Raw genomic sequence first — 18,882 nt, 5'->3', positions numbered from 1 at the left:
ATGCTCCGCCAACGGTAGCTAGGCCCCATGATAGACCCGCGCGTCCTGGCCCGTCCGTATTACCGCCCGCTGCCATAGCGGGAGGCCGACCAGACACGTCGCTTAGCCCCCGCCTCGCCGGGGTCGCTCTCTCAACAGTCGATCATGCGCTCCGGCCCTCCCCGGAGTCGTGAAATGAAATCCTCACAAGCCGACGCCGCCGTGTTAGACGGCCCGCCATTCAAAACAGAGAGTCGAACCATGTCAGCCGCCTCGCCCTTCAAGTCGGAGTTCCTGCGAACCCTGGAGGCGCGCGGCTACATCCACCAGATCACCCATCCTGAGGAACTGGACGCCGCGGCGGCCAGTGGCGTGATCACGGCCTATGTCGGCTTTGACGCCACGGCCTCGTCTCTGCACGTCGGCAACCTTATTTCGATCATGATGCTGCGGCGCCTGCAGCAGGCCGGCCACAAGCCGATCGTCCTTGTCGGCGGCGGCACCACCAAGGTCGGTGATCCTTCCGGCAAGGACGAGAGCCGCAAGATGCTGACCGAGGAAGGCATCCAGGCCAACATCGCCAGCATCAAGCGCGCGTTCGAGAAGTTCCTGACCTTTGGCGACGGACCGACCGACGCCGTGCTGGTCGACAACGACGAATGGCTGAGCAAGCTGGGCTACATCCAGTTCCTACGGGAATATGGCTCGCATTTCACGGTCAACCGCATGCTGACCTTCGACTCGGTCAAGCTGCGTCTCGAGCGCGAGCAGCCGCTGACCTTCCTCGAATTCAACTACATGCTGATGCAGGCTACCGACTTCCTGGAGCTGAACCGGGTTAAGGGATGCACCCTGCAGATGGGCGGTTCCGACCAGTGGGGGAACATTCTCAACGGTGTCGAGCTGATCCGTCGCGTGGACCAGAAGCCGGCCTTCGGCCTCACCACGCCGCTGCTGACCACGGCCTCGGGAGCCAAGATGGGCAAGACCGCCGCAGGGGCGGTATGGCTGAACGCCGATGTGCTGAGCCCCTACGACTACTGGCAGTTCTGGCGCAACACCGAGGACGCCGACGTGGGCCGCTTCCTGAAGCTGTTCACCGACCTGCCGCTGGACAAGATCGCCGAGCTGGAAGCCCTCGAAGGCGCTCAGATCAACGAGGCCAAGAAGGTGCTGGCCGACGAGGCCACCCGCATGGCCCACGGCGAGGAAGAGGCTCGCAAGGCGCGCGACGCCGCCGAGAAGGCCTTCGAGCAAGGGGCCCTGTCGGCCGACCTGCCGACCTTCGAGGTGCCAGCCGCCGATCTTGAGGCTGGGATCGTGCTGGCCGCCCTGTTCGCCGACGCCGGCTTGGCCGGCTCGCGCGGCGAGGCCCGTCGCCTGGCCCAAGGGGGCGGCCTGAAGGTCAATGACAAGGCCGAGGCCGACGCCAATCGCGTGATCACCTCGGCCGACCTGGCCGAAGGGGTCGTCAAGCTGGCCGCCGGCAAGAAGAAGATCGTCTTGGTGAAGCCCGTTTAGTTATGGGGTTGATTATCGTTCCGGCCCTGGCGTAGCCAAGGGCCGGGACGATGGTTTCCCTAACGGACATCAAGGACGCGTTCGATGCTGCAGCCCGGCGACAAGGCTCCCGATTTCGACCTGCCGACCGATACCGGCCGAGTCAGTCTCTCGGGGCTGAAAGGCAAGAACATCGTCCTCTATTTCTACCCTAAGGACGACACGGCCGGCTGCACATCCGAGGCGTTGCAGTTCTCGTCGGAAGTCGAGGAATTCCAGAAGCTGGGCGCGGTGATCGTCGGCGTCTCCAAGGATAGCGTCGCCTCTCACGCCAAGTTTCGCGCCAAGCACGACCTGACCATCGAACTGGCCGCCGATCCCCTCGGCGACGTCGTCGAGGCCTATGGCGCCTGGGTCGAGAAATCCATGTATGGCCGCAAGTACATGGGCGTCGACCGCTCGACCTTCCTGATCGACCGCGAAGGCGTCATTCGCGAGGTCTGGCGGAAGGTCAAGGTGCCGGGCCACATCAAGGCCGTGATGAACGCGGCCAAGGCGATCAAGTAGTTTTCCCGCGCGGGGAAACGGACCACGTCCACGATGTGTTGTATCGGCGCCTCTACCTGTGTCCATTTCGCGTGATTGTCACCATTCGCCGTGACTTCGCCGCTTAGGAAACGTTAAGGCTTAGGGCGCAAAGTCGCTTTTTTAGATTCGCGCTCACTTCGGGCGCGAACAGTCTTGCGCGTTTCCGCTTTATCGTAGCATATCGCCGGACCTGAAACGGGGGTCTCGGGCGATGGCGATTGAGCGCTTCAAGCGACTGCGGCAATCTCTCGAAAGTTTATTTCCTGAACGGCATGTCTACATTCGCTCTGGCGGCGAAATGCGCGGATATGTCTTTTCCACCAACAAGCAGTTGCTGGGCGCCGCGGCGATCGCCGGCGCGGCGCTGTGGATGGGCGTCTGCACCGCCTCGATGATGGTGGACGCCCTGGCGGTCAGCTCCACCGACCAGCAGATGATCAAGCAGAGGGCCTATTACGAGCGCCTGAACGCCGACAGGCAGGCGCGCCTGAACAGCGCCGTGGCCCAGCTGTCGGCCACCAATGGCTCGCTGGAAGACCTGGCCGCCTCGGTCGAGAAGCGCCACGCGGCCCTGGCCCTGCTGGTTTCCGACTTCAAGGGCGTGCCCGGCGCCGCCGACGCCCTGAAGGTCGCCAAGCCGCGCCTGCTGGCCGCCAGCCCGGTTCAGCGCATCCAAGCCACCCGCATGGACCAGGAGCGCCTGGTCGACGCGGCGGAAAGCTTCGCCAAGAGCCGCGCCGAACGCCTACGCCTGGCCATGCGCATGGCCGGCCTGGACGCGGGCAACTTCACCGGTCGCGGGGCGTCGCTGGGCGGCCCGCTGATCGAGGCCAAGGATCCGCGCGCCCTCGCCGCGGTCCTGGACGTGGACGAGGATTTCGCCGGCCGCATCCAGCACGCCGCCAACGACATGTCGGACATGCGCTCGCTGACCTCCGCCTCGAAGCGGTTGCCGTTCTACCGTCCGACCAACAATCCGGCCCTGTCGTCCAGCTACGGCGTTCGCTTCGACCCGTTCACGCACCGTCCGGCCTTCCATTCGGGCCTGGACTTCCCGGGCGCCTTTTACACGCCGATCATGGCCACGGCGCCGGGCGTCGTGTCGTTCACCGGCGTCCGCTCGGGTTACGGCAATACGGTCGAAATCGACCATGGCGGCGGCTTCAAGACCCGCTACGCCCACCTTGCCGCCATCTCGGTGCATGTGGGCGAACACGTGGCGATCGGTTCGCGCGTGGGGGGCATGGGCTCGACAGGACGGTCGACCGGCCCGCATCTGCACTACGAAGTCTGGGTCAATGGCAAGGCTCAGAACCCCAACCGCTTCTTGAAGGCTGGTGAGTATGTTCAGCAAGCAAGCTAAGTCCGGGTCCAAGACCCCTGCTCGCATCGAGCCGCTGCCGGCTCCGACGGCGGCGGCCCAGGTCGACTCCCAGCGCCGCGCGCCGCCGAAGGTGGCCAGCCTGCTTTCGGCCGATCTGACCATCGAGGGCGGCGTCACCGGCGAGGGCGAGCTGCAGATCGACGGCGTGGTCAAGGGCGATGTTCGCGTCGGCCGGCTGACCGTCGGCGAGACTGGACATGTCGAGGGCGGCGTCTATGCCGAGGTCGTCGAAGTGCGCGGGCGCGTGGTCGGCTCGATCACCTCCAAGCAGGTCCGCCTCTACGGCACCTCCTATGTCGACGGCGACATCACCCACGAACAGCTGGCCATGGAAACCGGCGCCTTCTTCCAGGGCCGCAGCCTGAAGTTCCAGCGCCCCGCGCCCCAGGCCCAGCCGGCGCCGACGGCCCCGCAAGCCGAGCCGCTGGCGATCGCCCAGGCCAAGCCGGTCACCGGCTAAATCGCCGCGGCGTCGCGGTTCACGCCCCCCCCGCCCATCAAAGGGCGGGGGTCATGGCGGCGCCTACGCTTCGCCCCCGTCGCGGGTATGCCCGACGCGTTGGGCCAACGAAGCGCCCATGAAGGCGTCGAGATCGCCGTCCAGCACGCCTTGCGTGTCGGAGGTTTCGACATTGGTCCGCAGGTCCTTGACCATCTGGTAGGGCTGCAGGACGTAGCTCCGGATCTGGTGACCCCAGCCGATATCGGTCTTGGTGTCTTCCAGCGCCTGCTGGGCGGCTTCGCGCTTCTGCAGTTCGGCCTCGTAGAGGCGGGCGCGCAGCATCTTCCAGGCTTCTTCCCGGTTCTGGTGCTGCGAGCGGCCGGCCTGGCAGGCCACGGCGATGCCGGTCGGGATGTGGGTCAGGCGGACGGCCGAGTCCGTCTTGTTGATGTGCTGACCACCGGCGCCGGAGGCGCGATAGGTGTCGGTCCGCACGTCGGACGGGTTGATCTCGATCTCGATATTGTCGTCGACCACGGGGTAGACCCAGGCCGAGGCGAACGAGGTGTGGCGGCGGGCGCTGCTGTCGTAGGGGCTGATGCGCACTAGGCGGTGCACGCCAGCCTCGGTCTTCAGCCAGCCATAGGCGTTCTGGCCCTTGACCAGCAGGGTCGCCGACTTGATGCCGGCCTGGTCGCCGTCGGTCTCTTCGATCAGCTCGGTCGTCATGCCATGGGCGTTGGCCCAGCGCGTGTACATGCGCAGCAGGATGCCCGCCCAGTCGCAGGACTCTGTGCCGCCGGCCCCGGAATTGATTTCGATATAGCAGTCGTTGCCGTCGGCCTCGCCGGACAGCAGGGCCTCAAGCTCGGCGCGACCGGCGCGCTCCTTGATAGCCTTGAGCTGCGCGCGGGCGTCGTTCAGCGAGTCCTCGTCGGACTCCATGTCGGCCAGCTCGGCATAGTCGAGGGCGTCCTTCAGGTCGCGCTCGATCGATTGCACGGCCTCGACCTTGGCGGCCAGGTTGGCGCGCTCGCGCGACACGGCCTGGGCCTCGGACGGGCGGTCCCAAAGGGTCGGGTCCTCAACCCGGGCGTTCAGCTCATCGAGCTTGCGGAGAGCGACGTCCCAGTCAAAGACGCCTCCTGAGCAGTCCCACGGACTGCTCGATGTCGGCCGCGGCGGCCTCGACATCCGGTCGCATCACGTAACTCCGTGACAGTGTTGAAGGGCGCGGGATCAAGCGCGCCAGGGTTAAGTGCGCGCGGTCAACCCGCTCGGGCGCGCTCTAGACTTTTGAATCCCGAGCCCGCTGATCCGGCGCGGATCGAACGATCCGAGCCGGGCAGGCTCTAACGCGCGTCGCGCTCCCACGCAATGCGTCAGTAGAGACCGCTGAGCGGATCGACCTTTTGCGCCGGCTTGCCCGCCTGGGGCGCGGCCTGCGGAACCGGCGGCAGTCCGGGCGGCAATTCCTGCTGGTACGGGATCGGACCGGGCGTCGGCGCGATCTCGACCTTAGGCTCGGTGCCGGGCCGGAAGGCCTCGCGGATGCCGCGCACCAGAGCGAACTTGGCGTTCTTCGGCGGCTTGAAATCGACGATTGGCTGGCCTTTCAAGGCTTCGCTCATGAAATCCATGAACACCGGCACGGCGTCGGTCGCGCCGGTCTCGGCCTCGCCCAGCGAGCGGTTGTCGTCGAAGCCCACGAAAACGCCGACCACCAGGTTCGGCGAGAAGCCGACGAACCAGGCGCTGCGATATTCGTTGGTCGTGCCCGTCTTGCCCGCCAGCGGACGGCCCAGCGAACTGACGGCGGCGGCCGTGCCGCGCTGGACGACGCCCTGCAGCATCGAGGTGATCTGATAGGCCGTGATCGGGTCCATGATCTGCTCGCCCGGCGCGGCGAAGCGCGGGCTTTCATCGCCGTTGAAGCCGGCTTCGCAGCGCTCGCAATCACGCTTGTCGGCGCGGAAGATCACCTTGCCCTCGCGGTCCTGGACCAGTTCGATCAGGTGCGGCTCGACGCGGCGTCCACCGTTGACGAAGGCGGCATAGGCGGCGGTCAACTTGAACGGCGTCGTTTCGCCCGCCCCCAGCGCCATGGCCAGCACCGGGTCCATATTGCGCACCACGCCGGCGCGCTGGGCCATGTCGACGATCTTCTTCATGCCGATGCTCTGGGCCAGCCGCACGGTCATGGCGTTGATCGACAGTTCCAGGCCTCGGCGCAGCGGCTGAGCGCCGTAGAATTCCTTGTGGTAATTCTCCGGGCTCCAGTCCTGGCCGTTGGCCCCCTTCAGGGTAATGGCGCTGTCGACGACCACGCTGGCGGGCGTGTAGCCGTTCTCCAGGGCCGTGGCGTAGACGAACGGCTTGAACGACGAGCCGGGCTGACGCATCGCCTGGGTGGCGCGGTTGAAGTTGGACAGAGAATAGCTGTAGCCGCCCACCAGGGCGACGATCCGGCCCGTATAGGGCTCCATCGCCACCATCGCGCCATTGACCGCCGGGATCTGCCGGAGACGATAGCCGCCGTTCGGCGACTTCTCGACGAAGACCAGATCGCCCGCCTTCAGGCCCTTGCCGGCCTTGGCCCAGGCCATGTCCTCGCTCACGATCTGGCCCTCGCCCTCCTTGCGGACGAGACGCACGTGGCCGTCGTTCGAGGTCACCAGGGCCGGACGCCAGCCGGTCCGCTCGGAGGGGATCGCCTTGCCCAGCGCGCTTTTTTCCCAGGCAAGGTCCGTCGGCTCCACGTGCCCCCAGGCCCCGCGCCAGCCATGGCGGCGGTCGTACTTCTCCAGGCCATCCATCAGCGAGATCCGGGCCGCCGTCTGCAGGCGCGGATCCAGCGTGGTGCGCATGTAGTAGCCGCCCTCGTTCAGGCGGGGGCCGAGGGTGGCGACGCCGCGCTGGCGCACCTCCTCGACGAAATAGTCCGCGTCGCGATAGGCGGCCCGCTTGGGCGCGGCCTGGACAACCAGATCCTCGGCCATGGCTTTGGCCGCGTCCTCCTTGGAGACCCAGCCCTGCTCGACCATCTGCCCCAGCACCCAGTTGCGGCGGGTGATCGCCTTGGCCTTGTTGCGGATCGGATGATAGTTGTCCGGCCCCTTGGGCAGCGACGCCAGATAGGCGCACTGCGCCAGGGTCAGCTCGGGCAAGGACTTGCCGAAATAGTTATAGGCGGCCGCGCCGACGCCAAACGAGCGATAGCCCAGCCAGATCTCGTTCAGATAGAGCTCAAGGATCTGCTGCTTGGTCAGCGACTGCTCCAGGCGATGCGCCAGGATGGCTTCCTTGAACTTGCGGCCGACGGTGGCGTCGCTGGTCAGCAGAACGTTCTTGGCGACCTGCTGGGTGATGGTCGAACCGCCCTCCAGGCGCCGCCCGCGCAGCGCGTTGCCGACATTCTTCAGCATGGCCCGGGACAGGCCCGAGACGTCCACGCCCCCGTGTTGGAAGAAGTTGCGATCCTCGGCCGCCAGGAAGGCCTGGGCCAGCTGCGGCGGGATCTGGTCGTAGGGAATGAAGATACGGCGTTCCTTGGAATATTCGCCGATCAGGGTGCCGTCCCAGGCATAGACGCGCGTCGCCGTCGGCGGACGATAGTCCTGCAACTCGCCGGCGTCGGGCATGTCGTGGAACAGCCAGGCCGCATAGATCGCGATCGCGAAGCCCGCGACCGCGATGGCCGACAGCACGGCCACGCCCGCGATGGCCATCCATCGTTCGGTGGGTTTCAGATCCACGCGACCTCCGTCGGACGAGCCACGGCGCCCGCCTTACACCCTTCACTAGATCGCTTGCCGCCGAACCGTAAACAGGGTCGTGGTCGCGTCGAGCTCGGCTCCACGCGAACGATCGTTCCTGTGATTAGAGCGCGACAGCGCAAAGGGGAAGCGCCAGGACAGCCGCGAGGCTTACGACTTCCGAAGTTCGGCGCTGAAATAGGCCTCGATGGAATCGCCCACGGCGTCGACCAGACGCTCGCGACCGTGGCGCGAGGTCAGGAAATGCTCGTCCTCGGGATTGGTGATGAAACCCATCTCCAGCAGAACGGCGGGCACGTCCGGCGCCAGCAGCACGAAGAAGCCCGCGTCGCGGTGGCTGCGCGGCAGCAGTGTCGTTTCCTCGCCGACCTTGGCCAGCAACAGTTGCGCGAAGGCGGCGGAGCGATTCTTGGTGGCGCGCTGCGACAGGTCCAGCAGGATCTGGCTCACGGCCCGATCGCGCCCCGGCATATTGGCCTTGGTCAGCCAGTCGTTCTTGTCCAGCACTAGGCCGACCCGATCCGTGCCCTTCTCCGACAGGGTGTAGACCGAGGCGCCCCGGGTGTTCACGTCCGGTCCCGAGTCGGCGTGCAGAGAAATAAAGAGGTCGGCGTCCGCGCGGCGCGCGATCTGCACCCGGCCTTCCAGCGGCACGAACGTGTCGGTTTCGCGGGTCAGCACCACCTGAAAGCGACCCGTCTTCTCGAGGCGCGCCTTCAGGGCCTTGGCCGCGGCGAGGGTGACGTCCTTTTCGTAGACGTCCGCGCCCAGCGAACCGGGGTCCTTGCCGCCATGGCCGGCGTCGATGACGATGACCTTCTTGAGGCGCAGCGGCGTCATCTTGACCGGCGCCGAAGCGACCGTCAGGCGCGGCGGGGCCGCCACCACGGGAGCGCCGTCGACGGCCTTAAGATCGATGACATACCGATAGGCTGTCGCGCCGTCTCCGGGCGGCAGCAGGAAGCGACGGCGCACCTCGGCGCGGCCGGACAGCTCCAGGCGAAGGCGAGCGCCGCCCGCCGCCTCGTCGATGACCCAGCGTTTGACCAGCCCCTGCCCCGTCCCCTGCAGATCGCCGGAGACGATGACGTTGGGCAACGTCATCACCAGACGCTGGCCGTCGGCGCCGTCCGAAACCAGCCGGCCCGCCGCGGCGCGATCCAGGTCGATGACGATGCGCGTCTCATTCCGGTCGCCGCCGAAGCGCACCTTCTGCACCCCGGCCGGGGCCGCCGGCCCCTGTGCGGTCGCGACCGCGACGCCCGCCAGGGTCAGCCCGCCGACGATCAACGCCGCGCGGACCCATCCCATTCGAGCCAGATTGATAAGAGCCTTGCGCATCCCCGCCCGCGTAGCCGGAACTGGTGAACCGAACGTCAATATCGTTCAGCCCCGGTAGCGAAAGGGTTAAGTCGAGATGCTCCGTCGAATGCTTTTCTTTTGTGCGCCAATGTTGCTACAGTCGCTCCGCGCTCGGAGGCCGTGATCGTCACGACACCGCGCGGTCCGTTGGAGCGGCGAAGTGGTCCTGAACCCTTTCGCCATGAAAGCGGCAGACTAGATAGTGTTCGAGACGCGGACGCGGGAGCGGGCTGGACGCCCCTCCAGGCCGTGTCGAGGGGCTCGCGTCGAGCTCTAACGCCTCCCGGCGACGACGCGCCATCCCGACCGCGCCATTCCGGCGCGACAGGCAAAACAACTCCACCACGCCCCACGGCGTGGCCAGGGAAAACGAAACCTCAATGGGCTGCGCCGCACCCGTCCGCCATTGGCATCCGACCCTTCGCAACCGCGCTGGCGGGGCGACGGACGGCGACGCGCGCGCCCTTCATTCATATCGGCGCCCGGGCCTAGCGCCCGCCGCGCGCCGTGGAGACTTCCTTAATGTCGAAGAAGATGCTGATCGACGCAGCACACGCCGAAGAGACGCGTGTGGTCGTCGTGGACGGTACCCGGGTTGAAGAGTTCGATTTCGAGAGCCAGACCCGCAAACAGCTCCGTGGAAATATCTACCTCGCCAAGGTGACCCGCGTCGAACCCAGCCTGCAGGCCGCGTTCGTCGAATATGGCGGCAATCGCCACGGGTTCCTGGCGTTCAACGAAATCCACCCCGACTACTACCAGATCCCGGTCGCCGACCGTGAAGCGCTGATGCGCGACGACTCGGCCGACGACGAGGACGACATCCCGGTCTCGCGTCGCGCCTCGGGCAGCGATGATGAGGACGACGTCAACGGCGGCGATCACGCGGTCGACGACGAGGAAGACGACGTCGAGGAAGAGCTGGCGCGTCGCAAGCGCCGGCTGATGCGCAAGTACAAGATCCAGGAAGTGATCCGCCGCCGGCAGATCATGCTGGTCCAGGTCGTCAAGGAAGAGCGCGGCAACAAGGGCGCGGCCCTGACCACGTACCTCTCCCTCGCCGGCCGTTACGGCGTGCTCATGCCCAACACCGCGCGTGGCGGCGGCATCAGCCGAAAGATCACGGCGGTTACCGACCGCAAGCGCCTGAAGAGCGTGGTCCAGAGCCTGGAGGTGCCGCAAGGCATGGGCCTGATCGTCCGCACGGCGGGCGCCAAGCGCACCAAGGCCGAGATCAAGCGCGATTACGAATATCTGCTGCGTCTGTGGGAAAACATCCGCGAAAACACGCTGCACTCGATCGCGCCGGCGCTGATCTACGAGGAGGAAGACCTCGTCAAGCGGGCCATCCGCGACATGTATGACAAGGACCTGGAGGGTATCTGGGTCGAAGGCGACGCCGGCTACAAGGAAGCGCGCGACTTCATGCGCATGCTGATGCCGAGCCAGGCCAAGAAGGTTTTCAACTACCGCGACCCGACCCCGCTGTTCGTCAAGAACAAGATCGAGGACCACCTGGCCCAGATCTATTCGCCGGTCGTGCCGCTGCGCTCCGGCGGCTATCTGGTGATTAACCAGACCGAGGCCCTGGTGGCCATCGACGTCAACTCGGGCAAGGCGACGCGCGAGCGCAACATCGAGGCCACCGCCCTCAAGACCAACATCGAGGCGGCCGAGGAAGCCGCCCGCCAGCTGCGCCTGCGCGATCTGGCCGGCCTGATCGTCATCGACTTCATCGACATGGATGAAGGCAAGAACAACCGCACGGTCGAGAAGGTCCTGAAGGACGCGCTCAAGGACGACCGCGCCCGCATCCAGATGGGCAAGATCTCGGGCTTTGGCCTGATGGAGATCAGCCGCCAGCGCCGCCGCACGGGCGTGCTGGAAGGCACGACCCACGTTTGCGAACACTGCGAGGGCACCGGTCGCGTCCGCTCGGTCGAGTCCAGCGCCCTGGCCGCCCTGCGCGCCGTCGAGGTCGAGGCCCTGAAGGGCTCGGGCAGCGTGATCCTGAAGGTCTCGCGCGCGGTCGGCCTCTATATCCTCAACGAAAAGCGCGCCTATCTGCAGCGCCTGCTGACGACGCACGGCCTGTTCGTCACCGTCGTGGTCGATGACAGCCTGCACGCCGGCGACAGCGAGATCGAGCGCACCGAGCTTGGCGAGCGCATCGCCGTGGCGCCGGCGCCCTATGTCGAGGAAGACGACGATTTCGACGCCTCGGCCTACGAGGACGAGGAAGAAGAAGACGAGATCATTCCGGACGAGGACGAGGAAGACCTCGAACGCGAAGACACCGACGACGACGACGCCTCGAGCCGCAAGCAGGCTCGCGAAGACGATCGCGGCGACCGCAAGGGCCGCCGTGGTCGCCGTGATCGCGGCCGGGGTCGCGGCCGTCGCGATGACCGCGAGGCCGACGCCGAAGTTGAATCCGAAGAGGAAGAGGTCGAGGGCGAGGCCGACGACCGCGCGGAATTCGGCGACGATGACGATGACCGTCGCCGCCGCCGCCGTCGCGGTCGCCGTGGCGGTCGTCGCGGCGGTCGCGAGGACGGTGATCGCCCGACCGACGCCTTCGTCTGGATCCGCCCGCGCGTCCCGTTCGGCGAGAACGTCTTCACCTGGCACGACCCGGCCGCCCTGGTCGGCGGTGGCGAGCAACGCCGCGCGCCCGAAGGTCGTGGCGAGGCCGCCGAGTCCGAACGCGCGGAACGCGTCGAGCGTCCAGAGCGCGAGGACCGTCCCGCCCGCGAACGCGGCCGCCGCGGCCGCGATCGGGGTCGTCGCGGTCGCGACGAGGCTCCCGCCGCTCAGGAGGCGGTCGTCGCCGAGGCCGCCAACGTCGAAGCCGTTGCCGAGGTCGCCGAGCCCTATGAAGCGCCGATCCTGGCGCCGCCGGTGATCGCCGCCCCGCCGGCCGATGTCTGGGTCGAGCTGCCGGAAGTCGAGGAGACGCCGAAGAAGCCCAAGCGCACGCGCTCGCGCGCCAAGAAGGCGGCCCCGGACGTCGTCGCCGAGGCCGCGCCCGAGACCGCCGAGGCGGTGGCCGAAGCCGTGACCGAAAGCGTCGCCGTCGCGCCGCCGGAACCGGTCGTCGAGGCCGCGCCCGAGCCGGCTCCGGCGCTGGAGCCGGAGGTCGTCGTGGAAGCCGCGGCGACCGCCCCGGCCGAACCTGATCCGAACGAGATCACCACCCCGCCCGAAAAACCGCGCCGCGGGTGGTGGCGCCGGTAAGGCGAACGGTTCCCGGCCCGCGCGTTCTGACCGACGCGCGGGCCGAAATCGTTTTGGGCCTGGGCGGAAACCCTTGTTCCCTCGCCTCGCCGTTCCAAGTTACATTGGTCGTGGTTCGCGGGGGCGCGATCTGGAGATCATTCGATGACCTCGCGTAGTGGGCGCGCTGGTAGGCGTCAGGCAGGCAAGCGACTGGGTGTGGCGGCCTCCGTCCTGGCCGTCCTGGCGTCCAGCCTCGCCACGCCCCGCGTCGCCCATGCCCAGGACGACGGGGCCTCGCTGATCCGCGACACCGAGATCGAGGAGATCCTCCACCATGACGCCGACCCGATCTACGCGGCGGCGGGCATCGATCCCAAGACGGTGCGCATCCTGATCATCGGCGACAAGACCCTGAACGCCTTCGCGACCCAGGGCCTTCAGATGGGGATCAACACAGGACTGATCCTGCAGACCGAAAACCCCAACCAGCTGCGCGGCGTCATCGCCCACGAAACCGGGCACCTGGCGGGCGGCCACCCGATCCGCTCGGACGAGATGATGAAGGCCGGCCTCAAGCCGATGATCCTGACCATGGGTCTGGGCATTCTGGCGGCCCTGGCCGGCTCGCCGGACGGCGGCGCGGCCTTGATCGCCAATTCGCAATTCGCCGGCGCGCTGGGCGCCCTGGGCTACAGCCGCGAGCAGGAATCGCGCGCCGACCAGGCCGGCGCGGGCTTCCTGGAGGCCACCGGCCAGTCGGGTCGCGGGCTGGTCGAGTTCTTCGACAACTTCCGCTACCAGGAGGTCTTCGACCAGTCGCGGCGTTTCGCCTATTTCCGCAGCCACCCCCTGTCGTCCGACCGCATCGAGGCCCTGCGCGGCCGGGTCGAGCGCCTGCCGCACTACGGCGCGGTCGATACGCCGGCGGATCTGGCCGAACACGAGGTGATGAAGGCCAAGCTCGAGGGCTTCCTCAACCCTCAGATCGCCTTGATGAAGTACAAGGAAACCGACACGAGCTTTCCCGCGCGGTACGCCCGGGCCATCGCCTACTATCAGATGAAGGATCCGGACCGGGCCCTGCAACTGCTGGATCCGCTGATCGCCGACCACCCCGACAATCCCTATCTCTGGGAGCTGAAGGGCCAGATCCTGTTCGAATTCAATCGCGTGGCCCAAGCCGAGGAACCGCAGCGCAAGTCGGTGCAGCTGAAGCCCGACGCGCCGCTGCTGCGCATCAATCTCGGCCAGACCCTGATCGGGATGAACGACCCCAAGAAGGTCGACGAGGGCGTGCGGGAACTGAAGCGCGCGCTGTTGAACGATCCCGAGAACGCCGTGGCTTGGCGCCTGCTGGCCGACGCCTATGACAAACAGCACAAGGATGGCGAGGCCCGCCTGGCCACCGCCGAACAGTACTTCTCGCTGGGGGCCACGCGCGAGGCCAAGGTCTTCGCCATGCGCGCGCGCGAGCTTCTTCAGAAGAACACCCCGGACTGGCGCCGCGCCACCGACATCGTCCTGGCCTCCAGCCCGAGCAAGCAGGACCTCCAGGCCCTGGCCAAGGAGGGCGCGGTGGTCTCCAGTCCCGGCCTTTAAGCTCCTTCCCTTCTTTCCCGACCAGAGATTTCGATGACCCTGATCCGTCGCGCCGCGACCCTCGCCGTTCCGCTGGCCATCGCCGGCCTCGCCCTCGCCGGCTGCGACAACGCCAAGCCCGACAAGGCGTTTGGCGAGAAGGTCCGCGCCTACCTGCTCGAACACCCCGAGGTGTTGATGGAGGCCAACCAGAAACTCCAAGAAAAGCAGGCCGCCCAGCAGATGGCCACGGCCCAGAAGGCCATTAGCCAATACCGTCAGGCCATCGAACATGATCCGCGCGACATCGTCGTCAATCCGTCGGGCGCGGTGACCGTCACCGAGTTCTTCGACTACCGCTGCGGCTACTGCAAGGCGGCCGCGCCAGAGATCGTCGATCTGGTCGCCAAGAACCCCGACATTCGCCTGGTGCTGAAGGACTTCGTGATCTTCGGCCATGACAGCGAGGCCGCCGCGCGCCTGGCTTTGGGCGCCAAGGACCAGGGCAAGAGCCTGGAGCTCTATAAGGCGATGATGGCCGAGAAGAGCCTCGACGCCGCCAGTGCCCTGCGCATCGCCCAAGGCCTCGGCATCGACCTCAACAAGGCCAAGACGGTCGGCGAGAGCCAGGCCGTCACCCAGCATCTGTCGGACACGCAGGCCCTGGCCAAGACCCTGGCCCTGCAAGGGACCCCGGCCTTCATCGTCGGCGACACGCTGGTGCCGGGCGCCGACATCGCGGCCCTCAAGCTGGCGATCGAGCAGGCGCGGGCCAGCAAGGCAAAGCCGGGCTGACTTGAAGGACGGCGATCAAGGAGCCACTATCGCTTCGTGAACGCTTCAGGAGCATAGCCGTGCGCGTCGCCATCGCCGAGGCCGAGGGTCAACTGACCGACCTAGTCCGTCGGGCCGAGGCCGGCGAAGAGATCATCCTCACGCAGGACGGTCATGCGGCCGAGCGGCTGACCCCGATATCGAGCACGCCGTTGACCGATCCGGCTGACCGTCTGCGGCGGCTGCAAGCGATCAGTGAGAGTGGCCGGTCCAAAGCTCTTCCCGGCGTGTCAGCCGCGCGCAGTCAGGACTTCCTATATGACGACGACGGTCTCCCAGGGTGATCGTCGTCGACACTTCGGCTTTGATGGCGATCGCTCTTGGAGAGGCGTTCGCCTCGGCTTGCCACATCGCCCTCGCGACCGAGACCGAGGTTCTAATCTCCGCGGCGACGGCTGTTGAGGCCATGATCGTCGCGCACCGCAAGAATGTCGCCGAAGAGATGAACGGCCTTCTGAACGGGTTCGGCTTCAGCACCATCCCAGTGGCGCTTGAAGATGTCGACAAGGTCGCCGCCGCTTACCGGCGTTGGGGCAAGGGCTTCCAACCCGCCGGCTTGAACTTCGAAGACTGCTTCGCCTATGCGCTGGCTCGCGAACGCGGATGTCCGCTGCTGTTCGTAGGCGAAGATTTCTCCCGCACCGATGTCGTGTCGGCCCTTTAGATCAGCCCCGCCAGCGGCGAGCTGGGATCGGCGTAGAGCCGCTTCTGCATCCGGCCGGCCAGATAGGCCTCGCGGCCCGCGATGACGGCGTGCTTCATCGCCTTGGCCATCCGGATCGGATCCTTGGCCTCGGCGATGGCGGTGTTCATCAGGATGGCGTCACAGCCCAGCTCCATGCCGATCGCCGCGTCCGAGGCCGTGCCGACGCCGGCGTCGACCAGCACAGGCACCTTCGCGTTCTCGACGATGATCCGCAGGTTCACGCGGTTCTGGATGCCCAGGCCCGAGCCGATCGGCGCGCCCAGTGGCATGATCGCCACCGCGCCGGCCTCTTCCAGCTTCTTGGCGTAGACCGGGTCGTCCGAGCAGTAGACCATCACCTGGAAGCCGTCGGCGACCAGCAGCTTCAGCGAGCGCAGGGTCTCCTCCATGTCCGGGAACAGGGTCTTGGGGTCGCTGAGGACCTCGAGCTTGACCAGATCCCAGCCGCCGGCCTCGCGGGCCAAGCGCAGGGTCCGCACCGCGTCCTCGCCGGTAAAGCACCCGGCGGTGTTGGGCAGGTAGGTGAACTCGGTGGGCTTGACGTAATCGACCAGCAGCGGCTGGCTCGGGTCGGTCAGGTTCACGCGGCGCACGGCCACGGTGACGATCTCGGCCCCGGCGGCGCGGGCGGCGGCGGCGTTGGTCGCGTAGTCCTTGTACTTGCCCGTGCCGACGATCAGGCGCGAGCGGAAGGTGCGGCCGGCGACGGTCCAGGTCTCGTCGCTACCAACATTTTCTGGGGCGGTGACGGTGTCGGGGGAAACATGCGCGTTCATGGGGCCGGTTTACGCCCCGTCAGCCCGGGTTTCAAATGCGGATGATCAACCGCCGCCGATGAACGTGACGATCTCGATGCGGTCGCCGTCGGCCAGGGCCGTGTCGGCATAGGTTGAGCGCGGCGCGATCTCCAGGTTGCGCTCGACCGCCACCTTGCGGGCGTCCAGGCCCAGGGCGGTCACCAGATCGGCGATCGTGACCACGTCGGCCAGGTCCCGCTCTTCCCCGTTCAGCAGTAGCCTCATCTCACCTCCGAAGCGAGCCGTGCTTGTGACCCGGAGGAACCGGCTATACAAGACCTCCCGGAATCGACGGCGGAGCCGCATGGTAAAACCGATCCACGTGCTGAGCGGACCCAATCTCAACCTGCTGGGAACCCGCGAGCCCGAGATTTACGGCAAGGACACCCTCGACGATGTCCGGGCGCGCTGCGAGGCGCGGGCGGCTTCGCGTGGCGTTTCGGTGGTCTTCCGCCAGTCCAACCATGAAGGCGTGCTGATCGACTGGGTGCAGGAGGCGCGTGAGTCGGCCTCGGCGCTGGTCCTCAATCCGGCCGGATACGGCCACACCTCGATCGCGCTCTTGGATGCGCTCAAGACCTTGAGCATCCCGGTGATCGAGTGTCACTTGTCCAACCCGGCGGCGAGGGAGGAATTCCGCCGCCACACCTATGTGTCGCTGGCGGCCACGGGGATCGTCTCCGGGTTCGGCGCGGCGAGTTACGAACTGGCGATCGAGGCCGCTCTCGGCCTGATCCGCGTTTAGCAACGATATCGCCCGGCGGTTTTGGTCGCCGAGGCGCTTCAGAACAATAAGGTAAGCTTCCATGTCGAACCCCAAGGCCCCCGCCGATCCGGTCGAAGCTCCGGCCATCGACGCCCGTCTGGTCCGCAAGATCGCGGACATCCTGAAGGACACGGGCCTGTCCGAGATCGAAGTCGAGCACGCCGGCCTGAAGATCCGCGTGGCCCGCGAGCTGACCGCCGCGCCGGTCAACTACGTGCAAGCGGCCGCCCCGGCCTACGCCCCCGCGCCCGTCTCCGCTCCGGCCCCGGTGGCGCCGGCGGCAGAAGCCGCCGCGCCGGCCCCGGCCGCCGCGCGCGGCGACGCCGTGAAGTCGCCGATGGTCGGCACCGCCTACCTTTCGCCGCAGCCGGGCGCGGATCCGTTCGTGAAGGTCGGCGACAGCGTTTCGGCCGGCCAGACCCTGCTGATCGTCGAAGCCATGAAGACCATGAATCCGATCCAGGCCCCCAAGGCCGGCAAGGTCGTCGAGATCCTGGTCGCCGACGCCCAGCCCGTCGAGTTCGGCGAGCCGCTCGTCGTCATCGAGTAAGCGCGCCATGTTCGACAAGATCCTCATCGCGAACCGGGGCGAGATCGCGCTCCGGGTCCACCGGGCGTGCAAGGAAATGGGCATCGCCACGGTGGCCGTGCACTCCGAGGCCGACCGCAACTCCATGTGGGTGCGCCTGGCCGACGAAAGCGTCTGCATCGGTCCGGCTCCGGCCGCCAAGAGCTACCTGAACATCCCGTCGATCATCGCGGCCGCCGAGATCACCGGCGCCCAGGCGATCCACCCCGGCTATGGCTTCCTGTCCGAGAACGCCCGCTTCGCCGAGATCGTCGGCGCGCACGGCTTCACCTTCATCGGTCCGAAGCCCGAGCACATCCGGATGATGGGCGACAAGATCACCGCCAAGCAGGCCGTGAAGGACGCCGGCATCCCGGTCGTTCCGGGCTCGGACGGCGGCGTCTCGACCGAAGAAGAGGCCTTCGAGGCCGCCGACCGCATCGGCTTCCCGGTGCTGATCAAGGCCGCCGCCGGCGGCGGTGGTCGCGGCATGAAGGTCGCCCAGACGCGTGAAGACCTCGCCGAAGCGGTCTCGACCGCCCGCGCCGAGGCCCGCGCCGCTTTCGGCGACGACACGGTCTACATGGAGCGCTACCTCCAGAAGCCGCGCCACATCGAGCTGCAGGTCATCGCCGACAGCCACGGCAACGTGGTGCACCTGGGCGAACGCGACTGCTCCCTGCAGCGCCGCCACCAGAAGGTGCTGGAAGAAGCCCCCTCGCCAGCCCTCTCCGCCGAAGGCCGCGCCAAGATCGGCAAGATCGTCGTCGATGCCGTCAAGGCCATCGGTTATCTGGGCGTCGGGACCATCGAGTTCCTGTGGGAGAACGACGAGTTCTTCTTCATCGAGATGAACACCCGCCTGCAGGTCGAGCATCCGGTCACCGAAGCGATCACCGGCATCGACCTGGTGCGCGAGCAGATCCGTATCGCCGCCGGCCTGCCGCTGTCGTTCACCCAGGACGACGTGGTGTTCGAGGGCCACGCGATCGAGTGCCGGATCAATGCCGAGAGCCCGCGCACGTTCACGCCCTCGCCCGGCGTGATCACCGACTTCCACGCGCCGGGCGGCCTGGGCGTTCGCCTGGATTCGGCGATCTACACCGGCTATGCGATCCCGCCCTATTACGACAGCCTGATCGGCAAGCTGATCGTGCATGGTCGTGACCGCGCCGAGTGCGTCGCACGCCTGAAGCGCTGCCTGGCCGAAATGGTGGTCGGCGGCGTCGAGACCACGATCCCGCTGTTCCAGGACCTCCTGGTGCAACCCGACATCCTGGCCGGCGACTACGACATCCACTGGCTGGAGCGCTGGATCAAGTCCCAGGAAGCCTAGAGCCTTATCCGCTCGAATGGAATCATTCGAGCGGAAAATAAGGCTCC

The 18,882-nt window shown here is 66.9% G+C and carries 19 protein-coding genes; 14 read left to right on the top strand and 5 right to left on the bottom strand.

What is annotated here, in order from left to right; all coding sequences use genetic code 11:
- Nucleotides 1-27 precede the first annotated feature (27 nt).
- From OR37_RS21395 to OR37_RS01035, 5 genes are all read left to right on the top strand, one after another.
- Nucleotides 28-78: a hypothetical protein gene (locus OR37_RS21395; protein WP_106404327.1), complete on the top strand. Its 51-nt coding sequence runs from the start codon at nt 28-30 to the stop codon at nt 76-78.
- Between the two features lie 96 nt (nt 79-174).
- Nucleotides 175-1,500 carry a tyrosine--tRNA ligase gene (gene tyrS / locus OR37_RS01050; protein ID WP_004615262.1) on the top strand — a complete coding sequence of 442 codons (1,326 nt, stop codon included), beginning with the start codon at nt 175-177 and terminating at the stop codon, nt 1,498-1,500.
- An 84-nt stretch (nt 1,501-1,584) separates the two neighbouring features.
- Complete coding sequence (locus OR37_RS01045; protein WP_004615261.1) at nt 1,585-2,046, top strand: peroxiredoxin; 462 nt, start codon at nt 1,585-1,587, stop codon at nt 2,044-2,046.
- 232 nt (nt 2,047-2,278) lie between these two features.
- On the top strand, nt 2,279-3,430 hold the full coding sequence (locus OR37_RS01040; protein ID WP_035016788.1) for a peptidoglycan DD-metalloendopeptidase family protein: 1,152 nt from the start codon (nt 2,279-2,281) through the stop codon (nt 3,428-3,430).
- On the top strand, nt 3,411-3,911 hold the full coding sequence (locus OR37_RS01035; protein ID WP_004615259.1) for a bactofilin family protein: 501 nt from the start codon (nt 3,411-3,413) through the stop codon (nt 3,909-3,911). The genes OR37_RS01040 and OR37_RS01035 overlap by 20 nt, the downstream gene beginning before the upstream one ends.
- Nucleotides 3,912-3,974: 63 nt before the next feature.
- Here OR37_RS01035 and prfB read toward each other — a convergent pair.
- The 3 genes from prfB to OR37_RS01020 all read right to left on the bottom strand — a co-directional run bounded on the left by prfB (nt 3,975) and on the right by OR37_RS01020 (nt 9,010).
- Nucleotides 3,975-5,097 (bottom strand): peptide chain release factor 2 gene (prfB, locus tag OR37_RS01030; protein WP_106404321.1). Its coding sequence is split into 2 segments (ribosomal slippage): nt 3,975-5,027 and nt 5,029-5,097, totalling 1,122 coding nucleotides; the frame shifts between segments, so codons are not numbered across the junction.
- 178 nt (nt 5,098-5,275) lie between these two features.
- On the bottom strand, nt 5,276-7,648 hold the full coding sequence (locus tag OR37_RS01025) for a penicillin-binding protein 1A (protein ID WP_004615257.1): 2,373 nt from the start codon (nt 7,646-7,648) through the stop codon (nt 5,276-5,278).
- A gap of 171 nt (nt 7,649-7,819) precedes the next feature.
- Nucleotides 7,820-9,010, bottom strand: coding sequence for an N-acetylmuramoyl-L-alanine amidase family protein (locus OR37_RS01020; RefSeq protein ID WP_004615254.1), 1,191 nt, complete (start codon nt 9,008-9,010; stop codon nt 7,820-7,822).
- Between the two features lie 401 nt (nt 9,011-9,411).
- On the opposite strand from OR37_RS01020, the gene OR37_RS20895 reads away from it, so the two are divergent.
- The 6 genes from OR37_RS20895 (at nt 9,412) to OR37_RS00995 (ending at nt 15,326) form a co-directional block, all read left to right on the top strand.
- Nucleotides 9,412-9,630, top strand: a complete 219-nt coding sequence (locus tag OR37_RS20895; RefSeq protein ID WP_081612842.1) for a hypothetical protein — start codon at nt 9,412-9,414, stop codon at nt 9,628-9,630.
- The gene (locus OR37_RS01015) at nt 9,554-12,268 is read left to right on the top strand and encodes an Rne/Rng family ribonuclease (protein WP_004615253.1); all 2,715 of its coding nucleotides are present in this window, start codon (nt 9,554-9,556) and stop codon (nt 12,266-12,268) included. The genes OR37_RS20895 and OR37_RS01015 overlap by 77 nt, the downstream gene beginning before the upstream one ends.
- 144 nt (nt 12,269-12,412) lie before the next feature.
- On the top strand, nt 12,413-13,849 hold the full coding sequence (locus tag OR37_RS01010) for a M48 family metalloprotease (protein WP_004615252.1): 1,437 nt from the start codon (nt 12,413-12,415) through the stop codon (nt 13,847-13,849).
- A 33-nt stretch (nt 13,850-13,882) separates the two neighbouring features.
- A complete protein-coding gene (locus OR37_RS01005; protein WP_004615251.1) occupies nt 13,883-14,623 on the top strand; it encodes a DsbA family protein in 741 nt (246 codons plus the stop codon).
- 59 nt (nt 14,624-14,682) lie between these two features.
- A complete protein-coding gene (locus tag OR37_RS01000; protein ID WP_004615250.1) occupies nt 14,683-14,946 on the top strand; it encodes a type II toxin-antitoxin system Phd/YefM family antitoxin in 264 nt (87 codons plus the stop codon).
- Nucleotides 14,943-15,326 carry a type II toxin-antitoxin system VapC family toxin gene (locus OR37_RS00995; protein ID WP_004615249.1) on the top strand — a complete coding sequence of 128 codons (384 nt, stop codon included), beginning with the start codon at nt 14,943-14,945 and terminating at the stop codon, nt 15,324-15,326. Before OR37_RS01000 ends, OR37_RS00995 begins: the two co-directional genes overlap by 4 nt.
- On the opposite strand, the gene OR37_RS00990 is transcribed toward OR37_RS00995, so the two are convergent.
- Both OR37_RS00990 and thiS read right to left on the bottom strand, forming a co-directional pair.
- Nucleotides 15,323-16,144 (bottom strand): thiazole synthase, encoded by an 822-nt coding sequence (locus OR37_RS00990; RefSeq protein WP_004615248.1) that lies wholly within the window; start codon nt 16,142-16,144, stop codon nt 15,323-15,325. The two genes, OR37_RS00995 and OR37_RS00990, sit on opposite strands and share 4 nt — an antisense overlap.
- Nucleotides 16,145-16,189: 45 nt before the next feature.
- A complete protein-coding gene (thiS, locus tag OR37_RS00985; RefSeq protein WP_004615247.1) occupies nt 16,190-16,390 on the bottom strand; it encodes a sulfur carrier protein ThiS in 201 nt (66 codons plus the stop codon).
- A 79-nt stretch (nt 16,391-16,469) separates the two neighbouring features.
- On the opposite strand from thiS, the gene aroQ reads away from it, so the two are divergent.
- The 3 genes from aroQ (at nt 16,470) to accC (ending at nt 18,835) form a co-directional block, all read left to right on the top strand.
- A complete protein-coding gene (gene aroQ / locus OR37_RS00980) occupies nt 16,470-16,910 on the top strand; it encodes a type II 3-dehydroquinate dehydratase (protein ID WP_004615246.1) in 441 nt (146 codons plus the stop codon).
- A gap of 61 nt (nt 16,911-16,971) precedes the next feature.
- Nucleotides 16,972-17,481 carry an acetyl-CoA carboxylase biotin carboxyl carrier protein gene (gene accB, locus OR37_RS00975; protein WP_004615244.1) on the top strand — a complete coding sequence of 170 codons (510 nt, stop codon included), beginning with the start codon at nt 16,972-16,974 and terminating at the stop codon, nt 17,479-17,481.
- Between the two features lie 7 nt (nt 17,482-17,488).
- A complete protein-coding gene (gene accC / locus OR37_RS00970) occupies nt 17,489-18,835 on the top strand; it encodes an acetyl-CoA carboxylase biotin carboxylase subunit (protein ID WP_004615243.1) in 1,347 nt (448 codons plus the stop codon).
- Nucleotides 18,836-18,882 lie beyond the last annotated feature (47 nt).

The sequence above is a fragment of the Caulobacter vibrioides OR37 genome (assembly GCF_000372645.1).
Taxonomy (GTDB): domain Bacteria; phylum Pseudomonadota; class Alphaproteobacteria; order Caulobacterales; family Caulobacteraceae; genus Caulobacter; species Caulobacter vibrioides_E.
This window is presented reverse-complemented; position numbering and strand designations above follow the sequence as displayed.

Coding starts and splice junctions, on each gene's coding strand:
- tyrS (WP_004615262.1), top strand. CDS start 175: ATGAAATCCTCACAAGCCGACGCCGCCGTGTTAGACGGCCCGCCATTC.
- OR37_RS01045 (WP_004615261.1), top strand. CDS start 1,585: ATGCTGCAGCCCGGCGACAAGGCTCCCGATTTCGACCTGCCGACCGAT.
- OR37_RS01040 (WP_035016788.1), top strand. CDS start 2,279: ATGGCGATTGAGCGCTTCAAGCGACTGCGGCAATCTCTCGAAAGTTTA.
- OR37_RS01035 (WP_004615259.1), top strand. CDS start 3,411: ATGTTCAGCAAGCAAGCTAAGTCCGGGTCCAAGACCCCTGCTCGCATC.
- OR37_RS01020 (WP_004615254.1), bottom strand. CDS start 9,010: ATGCGCAAGGCTCTTATCAATCTGGCTCGAATGGGATGGGTCCGCGCG.
- OR37_RS20895 (WP_081612842.1), top strand. CDS start 9,412: ATGGGCTGCGCCGCACCCGTCCGCCATTGGCATCCGACCCTTCGCAAC.
- OR37_RS01015 (WP_004615253.1), top strand. CDS start 9,554: ATGTCGAAGAAGATGCTGATCGACGCAGCACACGCCGAAGAGACGCGT.
- OR37_RS01010 (WP_004615252.1), top strand. CDS start 12,413: ATGACCTCGCGTAGTGGGCGCGCTGGTAGGCGTCAGGCAGGCAAGCGA.
- OR37_RS01005 (WP_004615251.1), top strand. CDS start 13,883: ATGACCCTGATCCGTCGCGCCGCGACCCTCGCCGTTCCGCTGGCCATC.
- OR37_RS00990 (WP_004615248.1), bottom strand. CDS start 16,144: ATGAACGCGCATGTTTCCCCCGACACCGTCACCGCCCCAGAAAATGTT.
- thiS (WP_004615247.1), bottom strand. CDS start 16,390: ATGAGGCTACTGCTGAACGGGGAAGAGCGGGACCTGGCCGACGTGGTC.
- aroQ (WP_004615246.1), top strand. CDS start 16,470: ATGGTAAAACCGATCCACGTGCTGAGCGGACCCAATCTCAACCTGCTG.
- accB (WP_004615244.1), top strand. CDS start 16,972: ATGTCGAACCCCAAGGCCCCCGCCGATCCGGTCGAAGCTCCGGCCATC.
- accC (WP_004615243.1), top strand. CDS start 17,489: ATGTTCGACAAGATCCTCATCGCGAACCGGGGCGAGATCGCGCTCCGG.